The sequence below is a fragment of the Trinickia terrae genome, assembly GCF_005144415.1.
Classification (GTDB): Bacteria; Pseudomonadota; Gammaproteobacteria; order Burkholderiales; family Burkholderiaceae; genus Trinickia_A; species Trinickia_A terrae.
The window spans coordinates 256,313-276,710 of the sequence record NZ_SWJE01000001.1; the positions used below are offsets into that span (position 1 = coordinate 256,313).

The 20,398-nt window shown below is 65.8% G+C and carries 18 protein-coding genes; 14 read left to right on the forward strand and 4 right to left on the reverse strand.

Translation table 11 applies throughout. The annotated features are described in order from the left end of the window. The first annotated feature begins 33 nt into the window (after positions 1-33). The 5 genes from FAZ69_RS33130 to FAZ69_RS01150 all read left to right on the forward strand — a co-directional run bounded on the left by FAZ69_RS33130 (position 34) and on the right by FAZ69_RS01150 (position 5,780). On the forward strand, positions 34-288 hold the full coding sequence (locus FAZ69_RS33130) for a dienelactone hydrolase family protein (protein WP_169708520.1): 255 nt from the start codon (positions 34-36) through the stop codon (positions 286-288). Between the two features lie 253 nt (positions 289-541). Then, positions 542-1,276 carry a ribonuclease activity regulator RraA gene (locus tag FAZ69_RS01135; RefSeq protein ID WP_136892100.1) on the forward strand — a complete coding sequence of 245 codons (735 nt, stop codon included), beginning with the start codon at positions 542-544 and terminating at the stop codon, positions 1,274-1,276. A 318-nt stretch (positions 1,277-1,594) separates the two neighbouring features. Further along, complete coding sequence (locus FAZ69_RS01140; RefSeq protein ID WP_136892101.1) at positions 1,595-2,857, forward strand: MFS transporter; 1,263 nt, start codon at positions 1,595-1,597, stop codon at positions 2,855-2,857. A gap of 204 nt (positions 2,858-3,061) precedes the next feature. Continuing rightward, complete coding sequence (locus FAZ69_RS01145; RefSeq protein ID WP_136892102.1) at positions 3,062-4,141, forward strand: porin; 1,080 nt, start codon at positions 3,062-3,064, stop codon at positions 4,139-4,141. 76 nt (positions 4,142-4,217) lie between these two features. Beyond that, on the forward strand, positions 4,218-5,780 hold the full coding sequence (locus tag FAZ69_RS01150; protein WP_136892103.1) for a methyl-accepting chemotaxis protein: 1,563 nt from the start codon (positions 4,218-4,220) through the stop codon (positions 5,778-5,780). Here the strand turns inward: FAZ69_RS01150 and FAZ69_RS01155 are convergent. Further along, positions 5,770-6,234, reverse strand: a complete 465-nt coding sequence (locus tag FAZ69_RS01155) for a MarR family winged helix-turn-helix transcriptional regulator (protein WP_136892104.1) — start codon at positions 6,232-6,234, stop codon at positions 5,770-5,772. The genes FAZ69_RS01150 and FAZ69_RS01155 overlap by 11 nt on opposite strands. Positions 6,235-6,418: 184 nt before the next feature. Between FAZ69_RS01155 and FAZ69_RS01160 the strand changes: the two genes are divergently transcribed. From FAZ69_RS01160 to FAZ69_RS01175, 4 genes are all read left to right on the forward strand, one after another. Continuing rightward, positions 6,419-7,201: a crotonase/enoyl-CoA hydratase family protein gene (locus FAZ69_RS01160; protein ID WP_136892105.1), complete on the forward strand. Its 783-nt coding sequence runs from the start codon at positions 6,419-6,421 to the stop codon at positions 7,199-7,201. A gap of 89 nt (positions 7,202-7,290) precedes the next feature. Continuing rightward, on the forward strand, positions 7,291-9,147 hold the full coding sequence (locus FAZ69_RS01165; RefSeq protein WP_136892106.1) for a feruloyl-CoA synthase: 1,857 nt from the start codon (positions 7,291-7,293) through the stop codon (positions 9,145-9,147). A gap of 66 nt (positions 9,148-9,213) precedes the next feature. After that, the gene (locus tag FAZ69_RS01170) at positions 9,214-10,113 is read left to right on the forward strand and encodes an amidohydrolase family protein (RefSeq protein ID WP_136892107.1); all 900 of its coding nucleotides are present in this window, start codon (positions 9,214-9,216) and stop codon (positions 10,111-10,113) included. Positions 10,114-10,152: 39 nt separating this feature from the next. Continuing rightward, positions 10,153-10,926 (forward strand): SDR family NAD(P)-dependent oxidoreductase, encoded by a 774-nt coding sequence (locus FAZ69_RS01175; protein WP_136892108.1) that lies wholly within the window; start codon positions 10,153-10,155, stop codon positions 10,924-10,926. A 3-nt stretch (positions 10,927-10,929) separates the two neighbouring features. Here FAZ69_RS01175 and FAZ69_RS01180 read toward each other — a convergent pair whose 3' ends face one another. Further along, on the reverse strand, positions 10,930-11,832 hold the full coding sequence (locus tag FAZ69_RS01180; protein ID WP_136892109.1) for a LysR family transcriptional regulator: 903 nt from the start codon (positions 11,830-11,832) through the stop codon (positions 10,930-10,932). 99 nt (positions 11,833-11,931) lie between these two features. Here FAZ69_RS01180 and FAZ69_RS01185 point away from each other — a divergent pair, with 99 nt between their 5' ends. The 4 genes from FAZ69_RS01185 to FAZ69_RS33135 are packed head-to-tail and all read left to right on the forward strand — an operon-like array spanning position 11,932 to position 15,148. Beyond that, positions 11,932-13,236 carry a CitMHS family transporter gene (locus tag FAZ69_RS01185; protein WP_136892110.1) on the forward strand — a complete coding sequence of 435 codons (1,305 nt, stop codon included), beginning with the start codon at positions 11,932-11,934 and terminating at the stop codon, positions 13,234-13,236. Between the two features lie 24 nt (positions 13,237-13,260). Then, the gene (locus FAZ69_RS01190; RefSeq protein ID WP_136892111.1) at positions 13,261-14,640 is read left to right on the forward strand and encodes an acyclic terpene utilization AtuA family protein; all 1,380 of its coding nucleotides are present in this window, start codon (positions 13,261-13,263) and stop codon (positions 14,638-14,640) included. Between the two features lies 1 nt (position 14,641). Then, entirely contained in the window at positions 14,642-14,962 is a 321-nt protein-coding gene (locus FAZ69_RS01195) for an AtuA-related protein (RefSeq protein ID WP_136892112.1), read from the forward strand. Positions 14,963-14,974: 12 nt separating this feature from the next. Beyond that, positions 14,975-15,148, forward strand: coding sequence for a hypothetical protein (locus FAZ69_RS33135; RefSeq protein ID WP_169708508.1), 174 nt, complete (start codon positions 14,975-14,977; stop codon positions 15,146-15,148). Between the two features lie 186 nt (positions 15,149-15,334). Here the strand turns inward: FAZ69_RS33135 and FAZ69_RS01205 are convergent, their stop codons facing one another. Beyond that, entirely contained in the window at positions 15,335-16,432 is a 1,098-nt protein-coding gene (locus FAZ69_RS01205) for an NAD(P)-dependent alcohol dehydrogenase (protein ID WP_136892113.1), read from the reverse strand. 13 nt (positions 16,433-16,445) lie between these two features. Beyond that, positions 16,446-17,927 carry a benzaldehyde dehydrogenase gene (locus FAZ69_RS01210; protein WP_136892114.1) on the reverse strand — a complete coding sequence of 494 codons (1,482 nt, stop codon included), beginning with the start codon at positions 17,925-17,927 and terminating at the stop codon, positions 16,446-16,448. 410 nt (positions 17,928-18,337) lie between these two features. Between FAZ69_RS01210 and FAZ69_RS01215 the strand changes: the two genes are divergently transcribed. After that, positions 18,338-20,161, forward strand: coding sequence for a sigma-54-dependent Fis family transcriptional regulator (locus FAZ69_RS01215; protein ID WP_136892492.1), 1,824 nt, complete (start codon positions 18,338-18,340; stop codon positions 20,159-20,161). Positions 20,162-20,398 lie beyond the last annotated feature (237 nt).

The following is a 20,398-nucleotide window of genomic DNA, read 5'->3' on the forward strand; positions in this document are numbered from 1 at the left end:
CGCCGTGCGGCAGTGGCTCGCGGGCCGTCTCGATTGCAGCGGCAAGACCGGCACATCGGATTCTGCGCGACGGGCGGTTTCGCGATCCTGCTGGCGGCCGGCCACGGCTTTTCGGTGGCGGCGCCGAACTACGGCCAGGTCCCGAACGACATCGACGCGATCCTGAACGGCGCCTGCCCGGTGGTCGCGAGCTACGGCGGCCGCGACCGGACGCTGAAAGGCGCGGCGGCGCGGCGGCGCGGCGGCGCGGCTGACCGGCGCCCTCGAGCGGCACCAGATCGAGCATGACGTCAAAGAGTAGCCGGACGCCGGGCATTCCTTCCTCGACGAGCACAAGGGCCTGATCGGCGTGCTAGGCACCGTCCTCGGGTCGAGCTACAAGGACAAGGACGCGGCCGACGCGCGAAGCCGCATCCGGACGTTCTTCGTGCGCCATCTGAAGTGAACCTGAGCGCTTCCTGAATTTGCTACGATTCGGCCATTCGGGAAGCCGGCATCGCCCCGGCAAGCCGTCGACTCATCCATCACCCGGGACATCGCCATGAACGCATCCGATATCGCCGTCAGCGCTGCGACGCTCGAGCAGTTGCGCCGCGTCAGCACGGCCACGCTCACCACGCAATTGTTCAAGCGCGGCCTGCGCAACGTCTTTCTGCAAGGCGTTGCGCCGCTCGTCAAGCCGGCTGCCGGCACACCGAACCTCGTTGGCCCGGCCTTCACGCTGCGCAATATTCCGGCGCGCGAAGACGTCGATCATCTCGGCGTGTTCCGGGACCCGGACCATCCGCAGCGCAAAGCGGTAGAGACGGCGCCCGCAGGCAGCGTGCTCGTGCAGGATTGCCGCGGCGAGCGCAGCGTGGCCTCGGTCGGCTCGATCCTGGCAACGCGCCTGAAGCAGCGTGGCGTCGCGGGCATGGTGTCGGACGGCCCGGTGCGCGACAGCAGCACGATCGCCGGGCTCGGCCTGCCGGTGTTTTGCGCGGGCGCGAGCGCGCCGCTCAATCTCGCGAAACACCATGCTGTCGACATGAACGTGCCGATCGGCTGCGGCGGCGTGGCGGTGTATCCGGGCGACATCGTCGTGGCCGACGGCGATGGCGTCGTGATCGTGCCGCGGCATCTCGCGGAAGACGTGGCGCGCGATGGGGCCGAGCAGGAACGGCTGGAAAGGTTTCTCACGGAGCGCATCAAAGCCGGCGCGCCGCTGCGCGGCACCTATCCGCCCGACGATACGACGCTTGCCGCATACGCGCTATGGCGCAGGGACAATCCGTAAGCGCGTCGCCCCGGTCGAGGGCGGCGCAGCCGCCGCTCTCGCAGTTGCCGTAATTTCCATGTAGTTTCCAGACCTCGTCTCCCTGTCCCGCCTCCGTAGCGAATCCGCTACGCCCTATCCGCAAGCGGTAAAGACCCCTCTCTCCTCGCGCCGGCAAGGCGCGATCCGCGTGCGCATTCTTCGCGCGCTCCCTCCCGCATCCCCGTTCAGCGTTTTCCCCTAGCGCCTCGCACTTGCAATCGCCGGTAAACAACTTATGATTTATAACAAATATCGAGAATAACTATATCCATCCAGACAACAATCGGAGACGCTTTCATGAACCTTGCACCACAGCACGACACCGCCTACGAGCGCAAGACGCTCATCCTGCTGGGATTGGGCTTCGGTCTCGTCGGCCTCGATCGCTGGATCGTCGCGCCGCTGTTCCCGCATATGATGCGCGACCTCGGCCTCGATTTTCAGCAGCTTGGCAGCCTGATCGGCATCTTGAGCGTCGCCTGGGGCGTGTGGGCGATCGCGATGGGGCCGGTGTCCGACCGCATCGGCCGCAAGAAGATTCTCGTCGTCACGATGATTGCGTTCTCGCTGCTGTCGAGCCTGTCGGGACTGGCCGCGAGCTTCGGCGGCCTGATGCTGATCCGTGCGGTGATGGGCGTGGCCGAAGGCGCGTTCACGCCAGCGAGCGTCGCGGCGACAGGCGAAGCGTCACTGCCGTCGCGGCGCGGTTTCAACCAGGGCCTGCAGCTTTCCATGTTCTCGCTGCTGGGCCTCGGATTTGCGCCGATCATCGCGACGCAGCTCTTGCGCGTCGTGCCGTCGTGGCACTGGGTATTCATGATTTCGGCGGTGCCGGGGCTGATCGTCGCCGCGCTGATCGCCGCGATGCTGCGCGAGCATCCGAAGAGCGAACTGCAGGGCTCGGAAGCCGGGCACGCCAAGGCGCGCTGGACCGAGCTCTTCGCGAGCCGCAACGTCATGCTCGCGACGCTGGCGATTCTCTGCGCGATGGCCGGCATCTTCGTCGTCAGCGCGATGGTGCCGACCTATCTCGTCGAAGTGCTGCATCTCGACACGCAAAGCATGGGCTTCGTCGTATCGGCAATCGGCTTCGGCGGCTTCATCGGCTCGTTCGGCGTGGCGGGCGTCTCGGACTATATCGGGCGCAAGGCGGCGGCGGTCATCGCGTTCATCTGCGCCGCCGTGCTGCTCTATGTGTTCGCGCAAACGGGCCCCAATCCGCAGCTCCTCTTCGCGCTCCTGTTCGGCATCTCGGTGTTCGCGCTCGGCCTGCTCGGCCTCTTGAGCGGACCCATCGCGACGGAAGCCGCGCCGCTCGGGCTTGTTGCGTCGTCGGTGGGGTTCGTGTCCGGCACGGGCGAGATCTTCGGCGGCGGCCTCGCCCCGGTGATCGCGGGCTTCATCGCGCAGCACTTCGGGCTCGCCTTCACGCTCGACTTCGCGCTGGCCGGCTTGATCGGCGGTGCGCTGGTGTCGCTCTTTCTCGTCGAAACGGCGCCGCGCAAACGCGAGAGCCGCGCGGCGGACACGCTCGGCGTATCGAGCGATTCCGCGGTCTGAGCCGCACACATAACGACGCGAGGCAAGGCGCCTGAAGCGGGCGCAAAAGCAGCCCTCGCAACGATCCAGGGAAGTTGTCTTTCAAGCAAGCGGAGCGGCCTCGCGGCCGCACTGCGGGGCGCATTCGCGCCTTGACACGGGCAGGCATTGAACAAGCCGGCGGCGACTGACCGCCGGACCTCACCATCAGGCAAGGAGAATTCGATGAAGTTGAAAGCGGTTTGTGCGGCGGCCGGTACGCTGTTCGCATGTCACGCGTTCGCGCAAAGCAGCGTGACGCTGAGCGGTTTGATCGACGGGGGCGTTTCCTATGTCAGCAACCAGGGCGGCAAGAGCGTCGTGAAGTTCGACGACGGCATCGAAGTGCCGAACCTCCTGAAGATCGACGGCAAGGAAGACCTCGGCGGCGGCCTGAAGGCCGTCTTCGATTTGACGAACCAGTTCGAGCTCGGCAGCGGCTCGTTCATGCCGGGGCAGAGCCTGTTCGGCCGCAACGCGTATGTCGGTCTCGACGACGACCACTACGGCCGCGTCACGCTCGGCAATCAATACGACTTCATGACCGATTCGCTGTTCTTCGGCTTCAACGACGCGGCGTTCTACGCGCAAGGCATCTACGACTTCCGCAACGGGCCGTTTGCGAAGCTCGCGCTGCCGAACAACCCCACCGGCGCGTTCGACTGGGACCGCATGGCGGGCGAGCGCGTGCAGAACTCGGTGAAATACCTGAGCCCGACCTTCAGCGGGTTTTCGGCGGGCGCGATGTATGGCTTCGGCAACGTGGCCGGATCGATCGGCGCGGGCAACGCGCAGAGCTTCGGGCTGAACTACGTCAACGGGCCGTTCGGCGCCAATGCAGCCTATACGCTCACCAAGACGGATGTCAGCGGCGTGCAGGACAGCGTGCGCAACTGGGGCGTCGGCGCGCATTATCACTTCGACCACCTCATCACGACGGTGCTTTTCACGACCGTGCGCAACAACCTGAACGGCGCGGCCGTCTGGGAGGCCGAGGTGGGCGCGGCCTATTCGTTCAACAACAGCCCGTGGCTGGTAAGCGGCGTGTATTCGTACATGAAGGGCAACGACGTCGTCGACAACAACCACGCACACCAGTTGACGGCGGAGCTGCAATACAACTTCTCGAAGCGCACCAACGTGTATGCCGCGGCGGTCTATCAACGGACCAATGCAGGGGGCAATGCGCAGATCAACGACGTGATGGTTGCGTCAAGCTCGCCGTCGCAGTTCATCGGGCGCATCGGTTTGCAAACGCGTTTCTGAACGGCATCGAAGACGCGTGCGGCGGCGTCGCTGCCGCCGCGTTTGCGTTGCTTCGCTGCAATCCAAGCGTTCCGTCATGGCCATTCGTTTCGTTCACTACGTGCTGCATCCCGGCGTTGCGGCGATGCGGCGCCTGCGTCTTGCGGGAAAGCTCGTGCTGCTCGCCTCGCCGATGTTCGCGAGCGCCGGCGCGCTTGCCTGGCCGGAAGGCGCTGCTTCGCACGCGCCGCTCGTGGCCGGCACCGGGCTCGCCGCATGGTGCTATCTCGCCTTGTGTTTTCACGCGAGCCTGCGCGCTTCGATCCGGGCGCTCGACGCCCAGGTCAAGGCCGTGTGCGCGGGCGACTTGTCCTCTTCGGCGGCGCTGCCCGGCGGCGACGAGCTTGCCGATGCCGGCCGCGGCGTGGAAGACATGACACGGCAGCTCTCGAACCTGGTATCGGGCATTCGCAGCGAGGCGCAGCTCGTGGCGATGGCCGGCGACGGGCTGCTCGCGAGCGCGCAGGCGCTGGCGAGCCGCACCGACGAGCAGGCGCTGAGCCTGAAGGGCACCTCGGAAGGCGTCGCGACCCTGGTGGCGACCGTGGAGGTCAACGCGAGCGATGCGCAGGCCGCGGATGCGCTGACCGAACGCGTGCGCCAGGCCGCCGACAGCGGCACGGCCATCGTCGAATCGGCGGTGCGCACCATGCAGGAACTGGAGCAGCGCTCGGGGCACATGACGGACATCATCGGCGTCATCGACGGCATCGCGTTCCAGACCAACATCCTCGCGCTCAATGCCGCCGTCGAGGCTGCGCGCGCGGGGGAGGCCGGACGCGGCTTCGCGGTCGTGGCCGCGGAGGTGCGCACGCTGTCACAGCGCTGCGCGACGGCGGCGGCCGAAGTCAAGCGCCTGATCGAAGGCTCGACTGCCGAGGTGAGCGCCGGCATGAACTGGATCCGCGAAGCGGCGGATGCGCTGCGCGCCGTCGATGCCGGGATCATCGAGATCGCCCGGAAGGCGCAGGTGATTTCGACGTCGAGCGCCGCGCAGCTCGATGGACTGCTCGGCATCGAGCACTCGGTGCAGGGGCTCGACCGCATCACGCAGAGCAACGCGCAGATGGTCGACGGCTCGCTGCGCTCCGCGGAGCGCTTGCGTCAGCAGTCACGCCAGCTCTCCGCCGCGGTGATTTCGATGAAGCTGCGCCAGGGTTGCGCCGACGAGGCGCGCACGCTGGTCGAGCGGGCCGCGCAACTGATTGCGAGCGCGGGCGCGGCGGCGGCCATCCAGCGCTTTCACCGGCGCGACGGCGGCTTCGTCGATCGCGACTTGTTCATCATCGTGCTCGATAGGCGCGGCTGGTTCCGCGCGTTCGGCGCCGACCCCGCCAAGGCGGGCAAGCCTGCTGTCGCCGCGCCGGGCGTGAATATCGAGGAACTCAATGGGAAGACGTTCGAATGCGCGGACCGCGGAGGAGGGTGGATCGAGTTCCGCAGCCTGCATCCGGCCACGCGCGTGCCGGTGGACAAGATGGCCTATATCCTGCCCGCCGGCCCGGAGCTCGTCGTCATGTGCAGCGTCAACAAGACCGACGGGCTGCCTGCGGCGGGCGCCGCCGTACGGGCCAGGAGCGCCGCGGCGCTCACTCGATGAAGATCTTGCGCAGCAAGGTGCGCAATTGCATGCGCTCGGCTTCGCTCAGCTTTTCGATCGCGGCGTCGTCCGCCGCCGCCGCCGCCTTAAGCGCGCGGCCATAGAGACGCGCGCCTTCCTTGGTCAGCTCGACATGCTGGACTCGCTTGTCGCCGGTGCTGCGCTGCCGGGTCAAGAGGCCGCGCGCCTCGAGGCGGTCGAGCAGCGTCGCGAGATTCGGCGGTGCCACGGCGAGCGCTTCGGCGAGCGTGCGCTGGTTGATGCCGGGATTCCCCTTCACGACGGACAGCACGCTGAACTCCGCCTGGCGCAGGTCGTGCTTTTCCATTTCTTTGTCGAACAGCGCCTGGATCACGATGTAGGAGCGCCGGATGTTGTAGCCCACGAGGTCGAGCAGCTCGGATTGGTCGGCTTGATCGTTGCTGTCGTCGGAAAGGGGCGGAATCGAGGACATGAAGAATGGGCGCGTGGATAACAAAAGGCCACGGAAAACGGCCTGGAAAACAACGCGCCGATCATAACACGCAGCCTCCTGCGCCTAAGCGCACGGCGCTCCTGGCAAAGCCGATTGCTTGTTGAAAAAATAGTTATGTGCTATAACGATTAACACGGCAACCGATACTCGATTGGTGATGAACATGACGCAGCCCTCCTACGAATTTCTGAAGGTCCAATACGCCGATCCTTTAGCGTTCGTTTGCTTGAACCGACCCGCAAAACGCAACGCCATCAGCGACCCGCTCGTCGCCGAGCTGCGCCGCGCATTCGAAACGATGCCGGAGTTCGTCCGCGCGATCGTCCTTCATGCCGAGGGCGAGCACTTCTGCGCGGGGCTCGATCTGTCCGAGATGCGCGAGCGCGGCACCGTCGAGGCGATGCACCACTCGCGGATGTGGCACGCAGCGTTCGAGGAGATCCAGTTCGGCCGCGCGCCCGTCGTCGCAGTGCTCAAGGGCGCGACGATCGGCGGCGGTCTCGAGCTGGCGTCGGCTTGCCACGTGCGCGTGGCCGAGGAGTCCGCGTTTTTCGCGCTGCCCGAGGGCAGCCGCGGCCTCTTCGTCGGCGGTGGGGCGTCGGTTCGCGTGCCTCGCCTGATCGGCGTCGCCCGGATGGCCGACATGATGCTCACGGGCCGCGTCTACAGCGCAAAAGAGGGCTACGACGCCGGCATCGCCCAATACCTGGTCGGCAACGGCGAAGGGCTGGCGAAGGCGCGCGAGCTGGCCGAGCGCATCGCGCAGAACTCGCCGACCACCAATTACGCAGTCACGCACGTGCTGCCGCGCATCGCCGACCAATCGATTCAGGACGGGCTCCTGACCGAATCGCTGATGGCGTCGGTGGCGCTGAGCGATCCGCAGACGCAGGACCGCCTTGCCGCCTTCCTCGAACACAAGGCCGGCCGCGTGATGCCGAAGTGAGAGGCGCGGCGTCGAGCCCGACGCACTGAAGCACTGAACAAGACGGCAGGCAAGACCGGTATTCAGCAAGAGATAGACGGAGACAACCGATGTCAGCACACCCTTATCGACGCGTGGATTTCGGCGTCGGTCCCATCGAAGTGACGGAAACCCGCGAAGGCACGCTGCGCGTGCGCTCGGCGACGCCGCTCGGCGCGTATCCCGAGCGCGTGATCGACCGCCTGTTCGAGCACGCGGCCACGGCGGGCGAACGCACCTTCATCGCGCGACGCGGCGCCGACGGGCAATGGCGGCGCGTGAGCTATGCGCAGGCCGCCGCCGCCGCGCGCAGCATCGGCGAGGCGCTGCTCGCGCGCGGGCTCGATGCCGAGCGTCCGGTGGCGATCCTGTCGGGCAACTCGATCGAGCACGCGCTCGTCGCGCTCGGCTGCCTTTGCGCGGGCGTGCCGTATGCGCCGGTATCGCCTGCGTATTCGCTGCTCGACAAGAGCTACGGCAAGCTACGGCACATCCTGACGCTGCTCACGCCGGGCCTCGTGTTCGCCGACGACGGCAGCCGCTTTGCGGCGGCCATCGCCGAAGCGGTGCCGGCGGACGTCGAAGTCGTGCTTGCCGAGGCGCCGTCGACGCAACGCGCGAGCACGTCGCTGGCGGCGCTGCTCGCAACGCAGCCGACCAGCGCGATCGACGCAGCGCGCGCCGCGACGGATGGCGACACGGTCGTCAAATTCCTTTGCACGTCGGGTTCGACGAAGATGCCGAAGGCGGTCATCAACACGAACCGCATGTGGGCAAGCAACCTCGTGATGGAAACGGCCGCGTGGCCGTTCCTTGCGGACGAGCCGCCCGTGTTTCTCGATTGGCTGCCGTGGCACCACACGTTCGGCGGCAACCAGAACTTCGGCCTCACGCTTTTTCACGGCGGCTCGCTCTATATCGACGACGGCAAGCCGACGGCCGACGGCATTGCCACGACGCTTGCCAACCTGCGCGAGATCTCGCCGACTGTCTATTTCAACGTGCCGAAGGGCTGGGAAGAAATTGCGCGCGCGCTCGAGGACGACGCCGTGCTGCGCGAGAGCTTCTACCGGCGCTTGCGGATGCAGTTCTATGCGGGCGCGGCGCTCGAGCAACCGGTGTGGGATCGTCTCCATGCCAGCGCGGTCGCGCATTGCGGCGAGCGGATCGTGATGAATACCGGCCTCGGCATGACGGAAACGGCGCCCTCCGCGCTGATGGTGGCCGAGACCGAGGTGGTGGCCGGGCAGATCGGCGTGCCGCTGCCGGGCACCGAGCTCAAGCTCGTGCCGGTCGGCGACGGCGCGAGCCGCAAGCTGGAAGTGCGCTATCGCGGCCCGAATGTGACGCCGGGCTACTGGCGCGCGCCCGAGCAAAGCGCCGACGCGTTCGACGAAGAGGGCTTCTTCCGCTCGGGCGACGCGGTGCGCTGGCTCGATCCGTCGAACCCGAACCGCGGCTTCGTGTTCGACGGGCGCGTCGCGGAGGATTTCAAGCTCAGCACCGGCACCTGGGTCAGCGTCGGGCCGCTGCGGCAGCGCGTGATTGCGGCCGGCAGCCCGTATGTGGGCGACGTGGTCGTCACGGGCCACGACCGCGACGAGATCGGCATTCTGATCGTGCCGAACCTGGCGGCATGCCGGACGCTGGCCGGATTGCCGGAGGCGGGCGCGGATCAGGTGTATGCGCATCCATCCGTCGCCGAGGCGTTCCAGACGATGCTCGACACGCTGTACGCGAGCGGCACGGGCAGCGCGAACCGCGTGGCGCGCGCGGCGCTGCTCGACCCGCCGCCATCGCTCGCGACGGGCGAGATCACCGACAAGGGCTCGATCAATCAGCGCGCGGTGCTCACGCTGCGCGCGGCGACGGTCGACGCGCTGCATCGCGGTGGTGGTTCGCTGGCCGTCTGGTTGCCGCGGCGGTAGGCGCATCGCTTTGGCGGAACCCGATTTGAAATGAATGTAAAGGAATGCAAAGCAAGGAGACGATGAATGGACATCGACAACCTGATTGCGATCGATACGCACGTGCACGCCGAGGTTTCGTGCTGCCAGCCGCCCGATCTCTTCGGCAAGGAATTCGACGACGCGGCCGACAAGTATTTCGGCACGGTGCTGCGCGGCGGGAAGCGGCCGACGATCCCCGAGACGATCGAGTACTACCGCGAACGCAAGATCGGCTTCGTGATGTTCACGGTCGATGCCGAAAGCCAGATGGGCCGCCGCCGCATCCCGAACGAAGAGATCGCGGAATTCGCGGCGAACAACCGCGACATCATGATCGCGTTCGCGAGCATCGATCCGCACAAAGGCAAGATGGGCGCACGGGAGGCGCGGCGCCTGATCGAGGAGTGCGGCGTGCGCGGCTTCAAGTTCCACCCGACCGTACAGGGCTTCTACGCGAACGACCGCATGGCGTACCCGCTTTACGAGGTGATTGCCGAATATGGGCTGCCGGCGGTCTTCCATAGCGGGCATTCGGGCATCGGCAGCGGCATGCGCGGGGGCGGCGGGCTGCGCCTCAAGTATTCGGAGCCGATCCATCTCGACGACGTTGCGGCGGACTTTCCCGATATGAAGGTCGTGATCGCGCATCCGTCGTGGCCTTGGCAGGACGAGGCGCTGTCGATCTGCTTGCATAAGCCGAATGTGTACATCGACTTGTCGGGGTGGTCGCCGAAGTACTTTCCGCCGCAACTGGTGCAGTACGCGAATTCGTTGCTGAAGGAACGGATGCTGTTCGCCTCGGACTTTCCGTTGATTCGCCCCGAGCGCTGGCTGGAGGATTTCCAGAAGGCCGGGTTCAAGCCGGAAGTGCATCAACTGCTGCTCAAGGACAACGCTGTGCGGCTGCTGGGTTTAGGCAAAGCGCCGTCAGAGCAAGCGGCATGAGCGCCGCTATCCAATCGAACTGACTGTTGGGGTAAAGCCATGCAAGCAAAGGGACAGGCGGCGCTCGTCACGGGCGCGGCATCGGGTTTGGGAGCGCAGACAGCGCGAGCGTTGGTGGCGGCGGGCGCGCGCGTGACGCTGCTCGACGTGAACGAGGACGCGGCGCAGGCGCTTGCCGAGGAACTGGGCCACGGCGCGGCGCTCGCACAGCGCTGCGACATCACGGATGCGGCTTCCGTCGAAGCGGCGTTGGACGCGGGCGAACGTGCGCACGGCGCGGCGCGCATCCTGGTGAACTGCGCGGGCATCGGCGGCGCGAAGCGCTTGGTCGGGCGTGACGGATCGGCGATGCCGCAGGAGGATTTCGCGCGCATCATCAATGTGAACCTGCTTGGCACGTTCAACGTGATTCGTTTGGCGGCGGCGCGCATGACGCGAGCGGAGCCGCTGAAAGATGACGAGCGCGGCGTGATTGTCTGCACGGCTTCGGTCGCGGCATACGACGGACAAGTGGGGCAGGCTGCCTATGCCGCTTCGAAGGGCGGCTTGGTATCGCTGACGCTGCCCCTGGCGCGCGACCTTGCACAGTACGGCGTGCGGGTGGTGACGATCGCGCCGGGCCTTTTCTTGACGCCTTTGCTGTACGCGCTGCCGGAAGAGGTGCAGCAATCGCTGGCCGCGTCGATTCCGTTTCCGAAGCGCCTCGGCAAGCCGGAAGAGTTCGCGGACCTTGCCATGCACGTAGTCAGCAACGTTGCATTGAACGGCGAGGTCATTCGCCTTGACGGGGCATTGCGGATGGCTCCGCGCTGACTCCTACGCGATGGTCGACGACCGAGTCGAATGCAGAAACTGCTCGACAAACGCCTTGGTGATGGGGGGCAATGTTCTTCCGCGTTTTTTGATCAACGCGATGGGGCGAACAAACGCTGCGCCCCCGATCGATCGGGCGACAAGATCGGGTTCAGCAAGCACTTCGCGCGCCGTCGCCGGCAGGATTGTGACGCCGAGACCGCCGCGCACCATCGCGACCGCCGTCATCATGTAAGTCGGCTCGCAGGCGATCTCCGGCACGCAGCCGGCGTCTTCGAGCGCCGTATCGACCACGCTGCGAACGCTCGTGCCTTGTGCCGTGAGCACGAGCGGCGAGCGCGCGACGTCGCTGATGGACACACGCCGCTTGCGCGCGAGCGCGTGCGTTTTCGGGCACACGACCACCAGCCGGTCTGCGCCTTCGTACAGTACTTCAAGCGAAGCGTCGAACGCATCGCCGCCCGTCAGGCCGATATCGGCTTCTTCGTTGCGCACGAGCGTATTCACGCTGCTCGCGACCACGTCGCGAATCTGAAAGGCCGCCTGCGGCACGCGCTTTCTGAACGCCTGGATCAGATCGGGCAGCGCGCTCGCCGCGAAGGTCGGCAGACACGCGAGCCGCACGGTTCCGCTCGTTCCCTCGCCGAGCGCGCGGGCGTCGCGCAGCACGCGCTCCATATCGTCGAGCGAGCGTTGCAGCAGCGGCAGCAATTCGCGGCCCGTTTGCGTGAGCGCCACACTGCGGCTGTTGCGGTCGAACAGGCGCGCGCCGACGGTTTCTTCTAGCCGCCGTATCTGCACCGTCAGCGCCGGTTGCGACAGATGCAGCCGCGAGGCGGCCCGCGTGAAGCTACCCGCCACCGCCACCGTGACGAATGCACGGATTTCCCGAAGATTCAGATCCATAATAGTTCGTGATTACTGCGATCAAATCATTTCAATTGTGTTATCGCTGGATCGAACTTACGCTGAAAACCATTAAATGACAAGACTGGAGACACGAACATGCTGCCTTTACTGGGGCTCGTCACGATTGCCGTTCTGCTCGGCGCCATTCTCTCGAAGCGCATGTCGCCGCTCGTCGCGCTCATCATCGTGCCGATTGCGGCATCGTTGATTGGCGGCTTCGGCTTGCAGACCAGCAAGTTCGTCGTCGATGGGCTGAAGAGTCTCGCGCCGGTGGTCGGCATGTTCGTGTTCGCGATCCTGTACTTCGGCACGATCACCGACGCGGGCACGCTCGATCCCATCATCGACCGCATTCTTCGCGCGGTCGGCACGCGGCCGACGCGCATCGTAATGGGCACGACGCTGCTCGCGCTGCTGATCCATCTCGATGGCTCGGGCGCTGTGTGCTTTCTCGTCACGATTCCGGCGATGCTGCCGCTCTATGAGCGCCTGAAAATGGACAAGCGCGTGCTGGCAGCGGCTGTGTCGCTGGCGGCAGGCATCAACTTCCTGCCGTGGACGGGGCCGATGATCCGCGCGTCCGCATCGCTGCATCTGCCCGTATCCGCGCTGTTCAATCCGCTGATTCCGGTGCAGGCGATCGGCCTCGTGTTCGTGTTCGGCGCGGCGTACTGGCTCGGGCGGCGCGAAGAAAAGCGCCTCGGCATGTCGAACACGGACGGCGGAATACCGATGCCGAAGCGCGAGTTGACGCCGGAAGAACAGGCGTTGCGACGCCCGCGAAATTTCTGGTTCAACATCGTGTTGACCGTGGTCGTGCTCGGCACGATGGTGGTCATGGGCGAGAAGATTCCACCCGCCATCATGTTCATGGTTGGCCTGTGCATCGCGCTGATGGTGAACTACCCGAATGTCGAGATGCAGAGAAAGCGCATCGACGCGCATGCACGCGCCGCGCTGATGATGGCGGGCATTCTGCTCGCGGCGGGCGTGTTCACCGGGATCATGCAGGGCAGCGGCATGCTGAAGGCGATGGCGCAGGCAGCCGTGGGCTTCGTGCCGCCCTCGATGGCGGGCCACATCCCCGTCGTGCTCGGCCTGCTGTCGATGCCGCTCAGCATGCTGTTCGACCCCGATTCGTTCTATTTCGGCGTGCTGCCCGTGATCGCGGAAGTGGCGGGGCAACTCGGCGTGCCGGCCGTGCACGTGGGGCAGGCCGCGCTGCTCGGGCAGATGACGACGGGCTTTCCCGTCAGTCCGCTGACGCCCGCGACCTTTCTCGTGGTCGGCCTGTGCGGGATCGAGCTGGCCGAGCACCAGAAGTTCACGTTTCCGCTGCTGTTCGGCGCGTCGATCGTGATGACGATTGCGTGCGTCGTGCTCGGCATTTTTTCGTTGTGAGTTTCATTCGATGGTGGTGTGGCAATGACAGCAAATACAGGCGGGGCACGTGAGCGTCGTGCACGGCGTCTCGTTAGAATCGGCGCCGGCGCGGGCTATTCGGGCGACCGTATCGAGCCCGCGGTCGAACTCGCGGAGCACGGCAAGCTCGACTATCTCGTGTTCGAATGTCTCGCTGAACGGACCATTGCGATAGCGCAGCAAGCGAAGCGCAAAGATCCGCAGCTTGGCTACGATCCGCTCCTTGAAGCGCGCATGCGCGCGGTGCTGCCCGTTGCCATGCGCAACGGCGTGCGCATTGTCTCGAACATGGGCGCTGCCAACCCCTATGCCGCCGCGCAAAAGACAGCACAGATCGCGCGCGCGCTCGGCCTGAACGGTTTGAAGATCGCGGCGGTGAGCGGCGACGATGTGCTCGATCTCGTGCTGCAAGGCGAATTCCGTTTCGAGGAGTCCGGCGACGCGGTCGCCGCCTACCGCGAGCGCATCGTGTCGGCGAACGCGTACCTGGGAGCCGCGCCCATCGTCGCGGCGCTCGATGCAGGCGCGGATATCGTGCTCACGGGCCGAGTCGCCGATCCGTCGCTGTTCACCGCGCCGCTGATTCACGAGTTCGGCTGGCGCATGGACGATTGGACGACGCTGGGGCAGGCGACCGTCGTCGGGCATTTGCTGGAGTGCGCAGGACAGGTCACGGGCGGCTACTTCGCGGACCCCGGCTACAAGGACGTGCCGAATCTCGCGCGCCTCGGTTTTCCGATCGGCGAGGTGGCGGAGGACGGTTCGGTAACGATCACGAAGGTGCCGCATACGGGCGGCCGTGTCAGCGCGGCAACGTGCAAGGAACAGCTGCTCTACGAGATTCATGATCCGAGCCGTTATCTGCAACCGGATGTCGTCGCCGATTTCACGGAGGTCGAGGTGATGGAAGAAGCTACCGACCGCGTGCGCGTGACAGGCGGCCGCGGCACTGAGCGCACGCAGACGCTGAAGGTGTCGGTGGCGTATGTCGACGGCTTCATCGGTGAAGGGCAGATTTCATATGGCGGGCCGGGCGCAGTCGCGAGAGCGCGCCTCGCGCTCGATATCGTACGCGAACGGCTTGCATTGACGGGTGTGGACGCGAGTGAACTGCGTTTCGATCTGATCGGCGTCGATTCGCTTTATGGCGAGACGGCAGGCGCGGAGCGCAACGAGTCATACGAAGTGCGCGTGCGCGTTGCGGGCCGCACGGCGACGGCGGAAGAAGCACTGCGCGTCGGCAACGAAGTCGAAACGCTCTATACCAACGGACCGGCGGGCGGTGGTGGTGTCACGAAGTCGACGCGCGAAGTGCTCGCGGTGCAGTCGGTATTGCTGCCGCGTGCCGATGCAAAGCCGGCATTCACTTTTGTGGAGGCGTGATATGAAGCTACGTGACCTCGCACATTCGCGCACGGGCGACAAGGGCAATACGCTGAACGTGTCGGTGATCTGTCACGATCCGCGTCACTATGAACATCTGCGCGCGCACTTGAGCGCCGAAAGCGTGAAGGCCTGGCTCGGGGACATCGTGCACGGCGACGTGGTGCGCTACGAACTGCCGCGACTGGCGTCGTTCAATTTCGTACTCGGTGATGCGCTGGGCGGAGGCGTCACGCGTTCGCTCGCCATCGACGCACATGGGAAATCGATTAGTTCGGTCTTGCTTGGCATTGAGGTCGCTGAACTGAACGTCCAGAGCTGACGAGGCTAAGGCTTGACCGTCAATGACCTGGCTCATCTTCGGCACGGCCGTCGCGCCGGCCACCAGGAGCAACCCGGCTATCTTGAATGCATCGAGAAGGTGATCGAAGGCGGCGACCGGGAAATGCGGATATCCCAAATAGAAAGGTTCATCGAGGATTACGGGGGAACGCAGCGCGAATCTTGAGGAAGAGGTATTCCTCGTCGCGGTACCCGTAAGCTCGACGCTTGATGACACTTGAGAAAACAACCGCGCAGTGATGTCGGACTTTATACCGCGCAATGAACCTGTCACGGCAGTCGTTAAAAAAGAGGTTCGTCAGAAAAAAGAAAGGCCCGCCGAACAAAAACTGTCCGGCGGGCAAAACCAGAATCACATCCTCACGATCGGCTTGATCGTTCTACCTTCGAGCGAATCCGCAATAGCGTCATTGATCTGCTCGAGCTCATAGAACTTGACCATGCGATCAAACGGGAACATTCCAAGTGCGTGAAGCTTGATCAACGTCGGAATAAACGTCTCCGGCGTCGACTCCCCTTCGACGATTCCCATCAACCGCCGCCCGCCGCTCATGAAATGAACTTCATCGAGCACGATTTCGGTTCCAGGCGCGGAAGCGCCAAGCACCCCGCACGTGCCGCGAGGCGCGAGACTATCGGCGGCTTGGCGAATGACCTTGGATGCTCCAGTGGTATCGAGCGCGTAGTCGATCCCATACCCGGTCAACCCGATCAGCGAAGCCACCACGTCGTCGCGAGAGGGATTGAACGTATGCGTAGCGCCAACGCTGCGCGCGAAATCGAGCCGCTCGTCATGCAAATCGATGGCAACGATGGTAGTGGCTCCAACGACACGTGCCGCCATGACGGCCGACAACCCGACCGACCCCGCGCCGAACACGGCGAATGAAGCCCCCGCGGGCACCCGCAGCGCATTCATCACGGCCCCTGCGCCGGTCTGCACGCCGCACGCGAGCGGCCCGAGCAATTCGAGCGGCGCCTCCTTGGGCACTTTGACCACGTTGCGCTCATGGCAGATCGCATGCGTCGCAAACGACGATTGCCCGAAGAAGTTCGCATGAATCCGCTCGCCATTCTTCGAGAGCGCGCTACTGCCGTCGGTGCGTGCCGCAAAGAAATTGCGCGGAAAAAACGCGTGGCAATAGCTTTGCGCATGAGCCGCGCAAGCAGGGCAACTGCCGCAGGAATCGTAGGTCATGACGACCGAATCCCCCGGCGCGACCTTGGTCACGTTGCGCCCGATGCGCTCGACGATGCCCGCTCCCTCGTGCCCAAGCACCACCGGATGCGGCGTCGGCAACAGCCCGTCGCGCACGACGACGTCGGTATGGCACACGCCCGTCGCCACGACCCGCACGAGGATCTCGTCGTCACGCGGCGCTTCGAGTTCCAGCATTTCAATCGACAGCGGCCCGCCTTTCTCGCGGACTACAGCGGCCTTGATCTTCATTTCTCGTCTCCAGTCAAAACGGCGTGCGCTCTGCCGCTTCCCGCACGGTCACCCATTGCCATTGCGTATATTCGTCGACGTCCGCGGGGCCGCCCATGCTGCCGCCGTTGCCGGAATCGCCCCGCCCGCCGAACGGGTTCACGCACTCGTCGGCGACGGTTTGCCCGTTGATGTGCAGGAGACCGCATTTGAGCCGCTCGCCGATGGCGCTCGCGCGCTGCGCCGACGCGCCGATCACCGCGCAAGAGAGGCCATATTCGGTGCGGTTCGCGAGCGCCACGGCTTCGTCGTCGCTATCGAACGGCGTGATGACGGCAACGGGGCCGAAGATCTCTTCGTCGAACGCGCGCATGCCAGGCTGCACGTTCGACAGCACGGTCGGCTTGTAGAACAGGCGCTCGTGCGTGCCGCCGGCTTCGAGCACGGCGCCGGCTTCCACCGACGCGCGCACGATCGCGTCGCAGTTCTGCAACTGCCGCGCGTTGATCATCGGGCCGAGCGCGACCGTGCCGCTCGCGGGGTCGCCCACGGGCAGGTGGTTGGCCTTCTCGACGAGACGCTTCGTCAGTTCGTCGACGATCTTGCGATGCGCGACGATGCGGCCGGTCGCCATGCAGATCTGCCCCTGATGGAAGAACGCGCCGAACGCCGCGTTGCTGGCGGCGATGTCGAGATCGGCGTCGTCGAGCACGATCAGCGTGTTCTTGCCGCCGAGCTCGAGCGACACCTTCTTGAGGAGACGCCCCGCCAGCTCGCCGACCTTGCGGCCGGCGGCCGTCGAACCCGTGAACGCGATCATGCGGACTTCGGGCGCTTCCACGACCGCCGCGCCCGCGTCGGCGTCGCCCGGCAGCACTTGCAGCACGCCCGGCGGCAAGCCGGCCTCCTCGAAAGCCCGCGCGATCACGAAGCCGCCGCTGATGGGCGTCTGCGGGTCGGGCTTGAGCACGACGGCGTTGCCCATCGCGAGCGCGGGCGCGACCGAGCGCATCGAGAGGATCAGCGGGAAGTTGAACGGCGAGATCACGCCGACGACGCCATGCGGCACGCGCCGTGCGTAGCTGTGCTTTCCGGCGGCCGTCGGCAGCACGAGCCCGTGCGGCTGCAGCGGCAGGCCTGCGGCGATGTGCAATTGCGTGGCCGCTTCGGCGACTTCGAGCTGGGCCTTGGCAAGGATGCCGCCGGTTTCGCGCGCGATATAGCGCGCGGTCTGCTCCAGGTCGCGCTCGAACGCGGCAGCGGCGCGGCGCAGGATGGCCGCGCGTTCGCGCGGGGCGAGCGCGGCCCAGGCAGGTTGCGCGGCGGCCGCGGCCTTGGCGGCGCGCGCGACGTCCGCCGCGCGCGCCAGGCCGACCTGGGCGAGCCGCTCGCCGGTGGCCGGCTCGATGACATCCCGTATTTCGGATGCGGTATACCAAATACCATCGGCGCCGCCGAAAAGGCGGCCGGCCCAGCGGCTGTGATCGATGAGCGGTCCCGGCTGACTGTCTGCCATGTCGTGTGTCTCCGTCTTTGATGTCGATGTCAATGCGGCGCATCGTTGCCCGCACGGCGCCTGATAACGCAAGGGGTATGCCATCCGCGCGGCCGGACCCGATTGCTGTGCCGCGCCACGATGCGCGCGGCGCCGGCCGGCCGTGAGTATGGCGGCTTTCGGGCGCGCGCCGCATGCATGCGGATGCTGCTTTGCAGCGGCTTCTCCGGGTGAGCCGCAGCTTGCGGATTTGATAAAAGTTATATCAAATAATTAATATTGAATTTGATCATTTCATCAAATAACGATTCGGCGGCGACCGCGCGACGGCCGCCCCGCTTGAAGGAGACCGCATGAACGCGCCATACGACGCTCACTTTGGTTCGCTGCCCCCGGAGGGCGTGGAGGCTTCTCTCGGTGCGGCCAACAGCATGACGCCTCAGCCTTGTGCCGATCCATCGCGGGTCTCGCTCGCCGACGCCGCGCGCTTGTCGGGTGCGTTGCTGCAGAGGGGCGACAGCGCGGAGTTCGACACCGGCGCGGCGCCGACGCTCGCCGATCTGGCCGAGTGCCTGTTCTTCTCGCCCGGCGATGGGCGTATCTGGCTCAACGACCAGCGCATGCTGCTGCTGCATAGCGCCGCGTTCGGCACGTTGCGGCGCGAGCTGATCGATTGCGTCGGCGTCGAGCGTGCGCGACGGCTTCTGACGCGCGCGGGATACGCGTCGGGCGCGCGCGACGCCGAGTTGGTCAGGCAGCGCTGGCCTGCGGCCGACGGTGCGTCGATTCTCGCGGCGGGTACGCGTCTGCATGCGCTCGAGGGCGTCGTCAAGGTCGAGCCCGTGCACTTTTCCTTCGATGCCGCAACGGGCCGCTACGACGGCGAGTTCCACTGGCATCACTCGTCCGAGGCCGACGAGCACATCGCGGCGTATGGCATCGGCACCGAGCCCGCGTGCTGGATGGAGCTCGGCTACGCGATGGGCTACGTCACGGGCCTGACGGGGACGCTGGTGGTGTTCCGGGAGATCGAGTGCCGCGCGATGGGCAGTGCGGTGTGCCGCGTCATCGGCCGCAACGCGGCGCGCTGGGACGATGTGGCGGACGACTTGCGCTACCTGGATCTGCCGGCGCAAGCGGCGGGGGATGGCATCGCACAGACGGCGCGGCGGCAAGCAGCGGCTCTCGACAAGACCGCAGACGCGCAAAGCTCCGCCCATCCGGCAGGACATCCCGGCCTCGTCGGCCGTTCCGCCGCGTTCGCCGCGTCCTGCGATGCGCTGAGGCGCGTGGCCCCGACCGACACGGCCGTGCTGCTCACCGGCGAATCCGGCGTCGGCAAGGAGCTGTTCGCGGCGACGCTGCATCGCCAGAGCCGGCGCGCGGGGCGCGCCTTCGTCGCGGTGAACTGCGCGGCGCTGCCCGATACGCTCATCGAAGCCGAGCTGTTCGGCGTCGAGCGCGGCGCGTTCACGGGCGCGCAGCAAACGCGCGCGGGGCGCTTCGAGCGCGCCTCGGGCGGCACGCTGTTTCTCGACGAGATCGGCAGCCTGCCGTATCCCGCGCAAGGCAAGCTGCTGCGCGCGCTGCAGGAGCGCGAGATCGAGCGGGTGGGCGGGGGACAGACGCTTTCCGTCGACGTCCGCGTGATCGCCGCGACCAACGTCGACTTGCGCGAGGAAGTGAGGCGCGGACGTTTCCGCGAGGACCTGTTTTTCCGGCTCAACGTGTTCCCGATCGTGATTCCGCCGCTGCGCGAGCGGCGTGACGACATCGCGCTCCTGATCGAAAGCTTCCTCCAGCAATTCTGCCGCGAGCACGGCCGCTCGACGCCGGGCATCACGCAGCGGGCGCGCCGGACGCTCCTGAATTACACGTTCCCCGGCAACATCCGCGAGCTGCGCAACATGATGGAGCGCGGCGTGATCGCGGTCGACGACGGGCAGCCGATCGATCTTCCGCATCTGTTCCGGCACGAGCCGCTGCCGGCGGCCGAATTGTATTCGGTCAGCGACGGCGCGCTGAAGATCGAGCCGTTCGGGCAGGCGGCTTCGGCAAGCGTGCCGGTGGCGGAGCGGCGGGACGCCGCACCTGCTGCGGGCGCGGCGCCGATGTCGATCGACGCTCTCGAAGAGCAGGTTTTGGCCGATGCGCTCGCACGCGCACGCGGCAACGTTTCGGCGGCGGCGCGGCTCGTCGGCCTGACGCGCGCGCAGTTCGCTTACCGGATCAAGAAGCGCGGCGGCGCGGGTTGAGCAAACGGCTTTTTCGGGCGGCGAATGCGCATACTTGTTTACCCTGATTCGCCGCTAAAGCAGTGTTCAGTTCGAGATCGTTGTATACAATAAAATCAAGCCACATCGCTCGGCATTCCACGGCGAAAGTGTGCATCCACGAAAAATCCCCAGTATTAAGGCGATTTCTGGCAATCAGCCAGCGGTGCGGTGCATCTCAGTGTTTGAGTTTTGATTGAAATTGTATACATTGGAGGG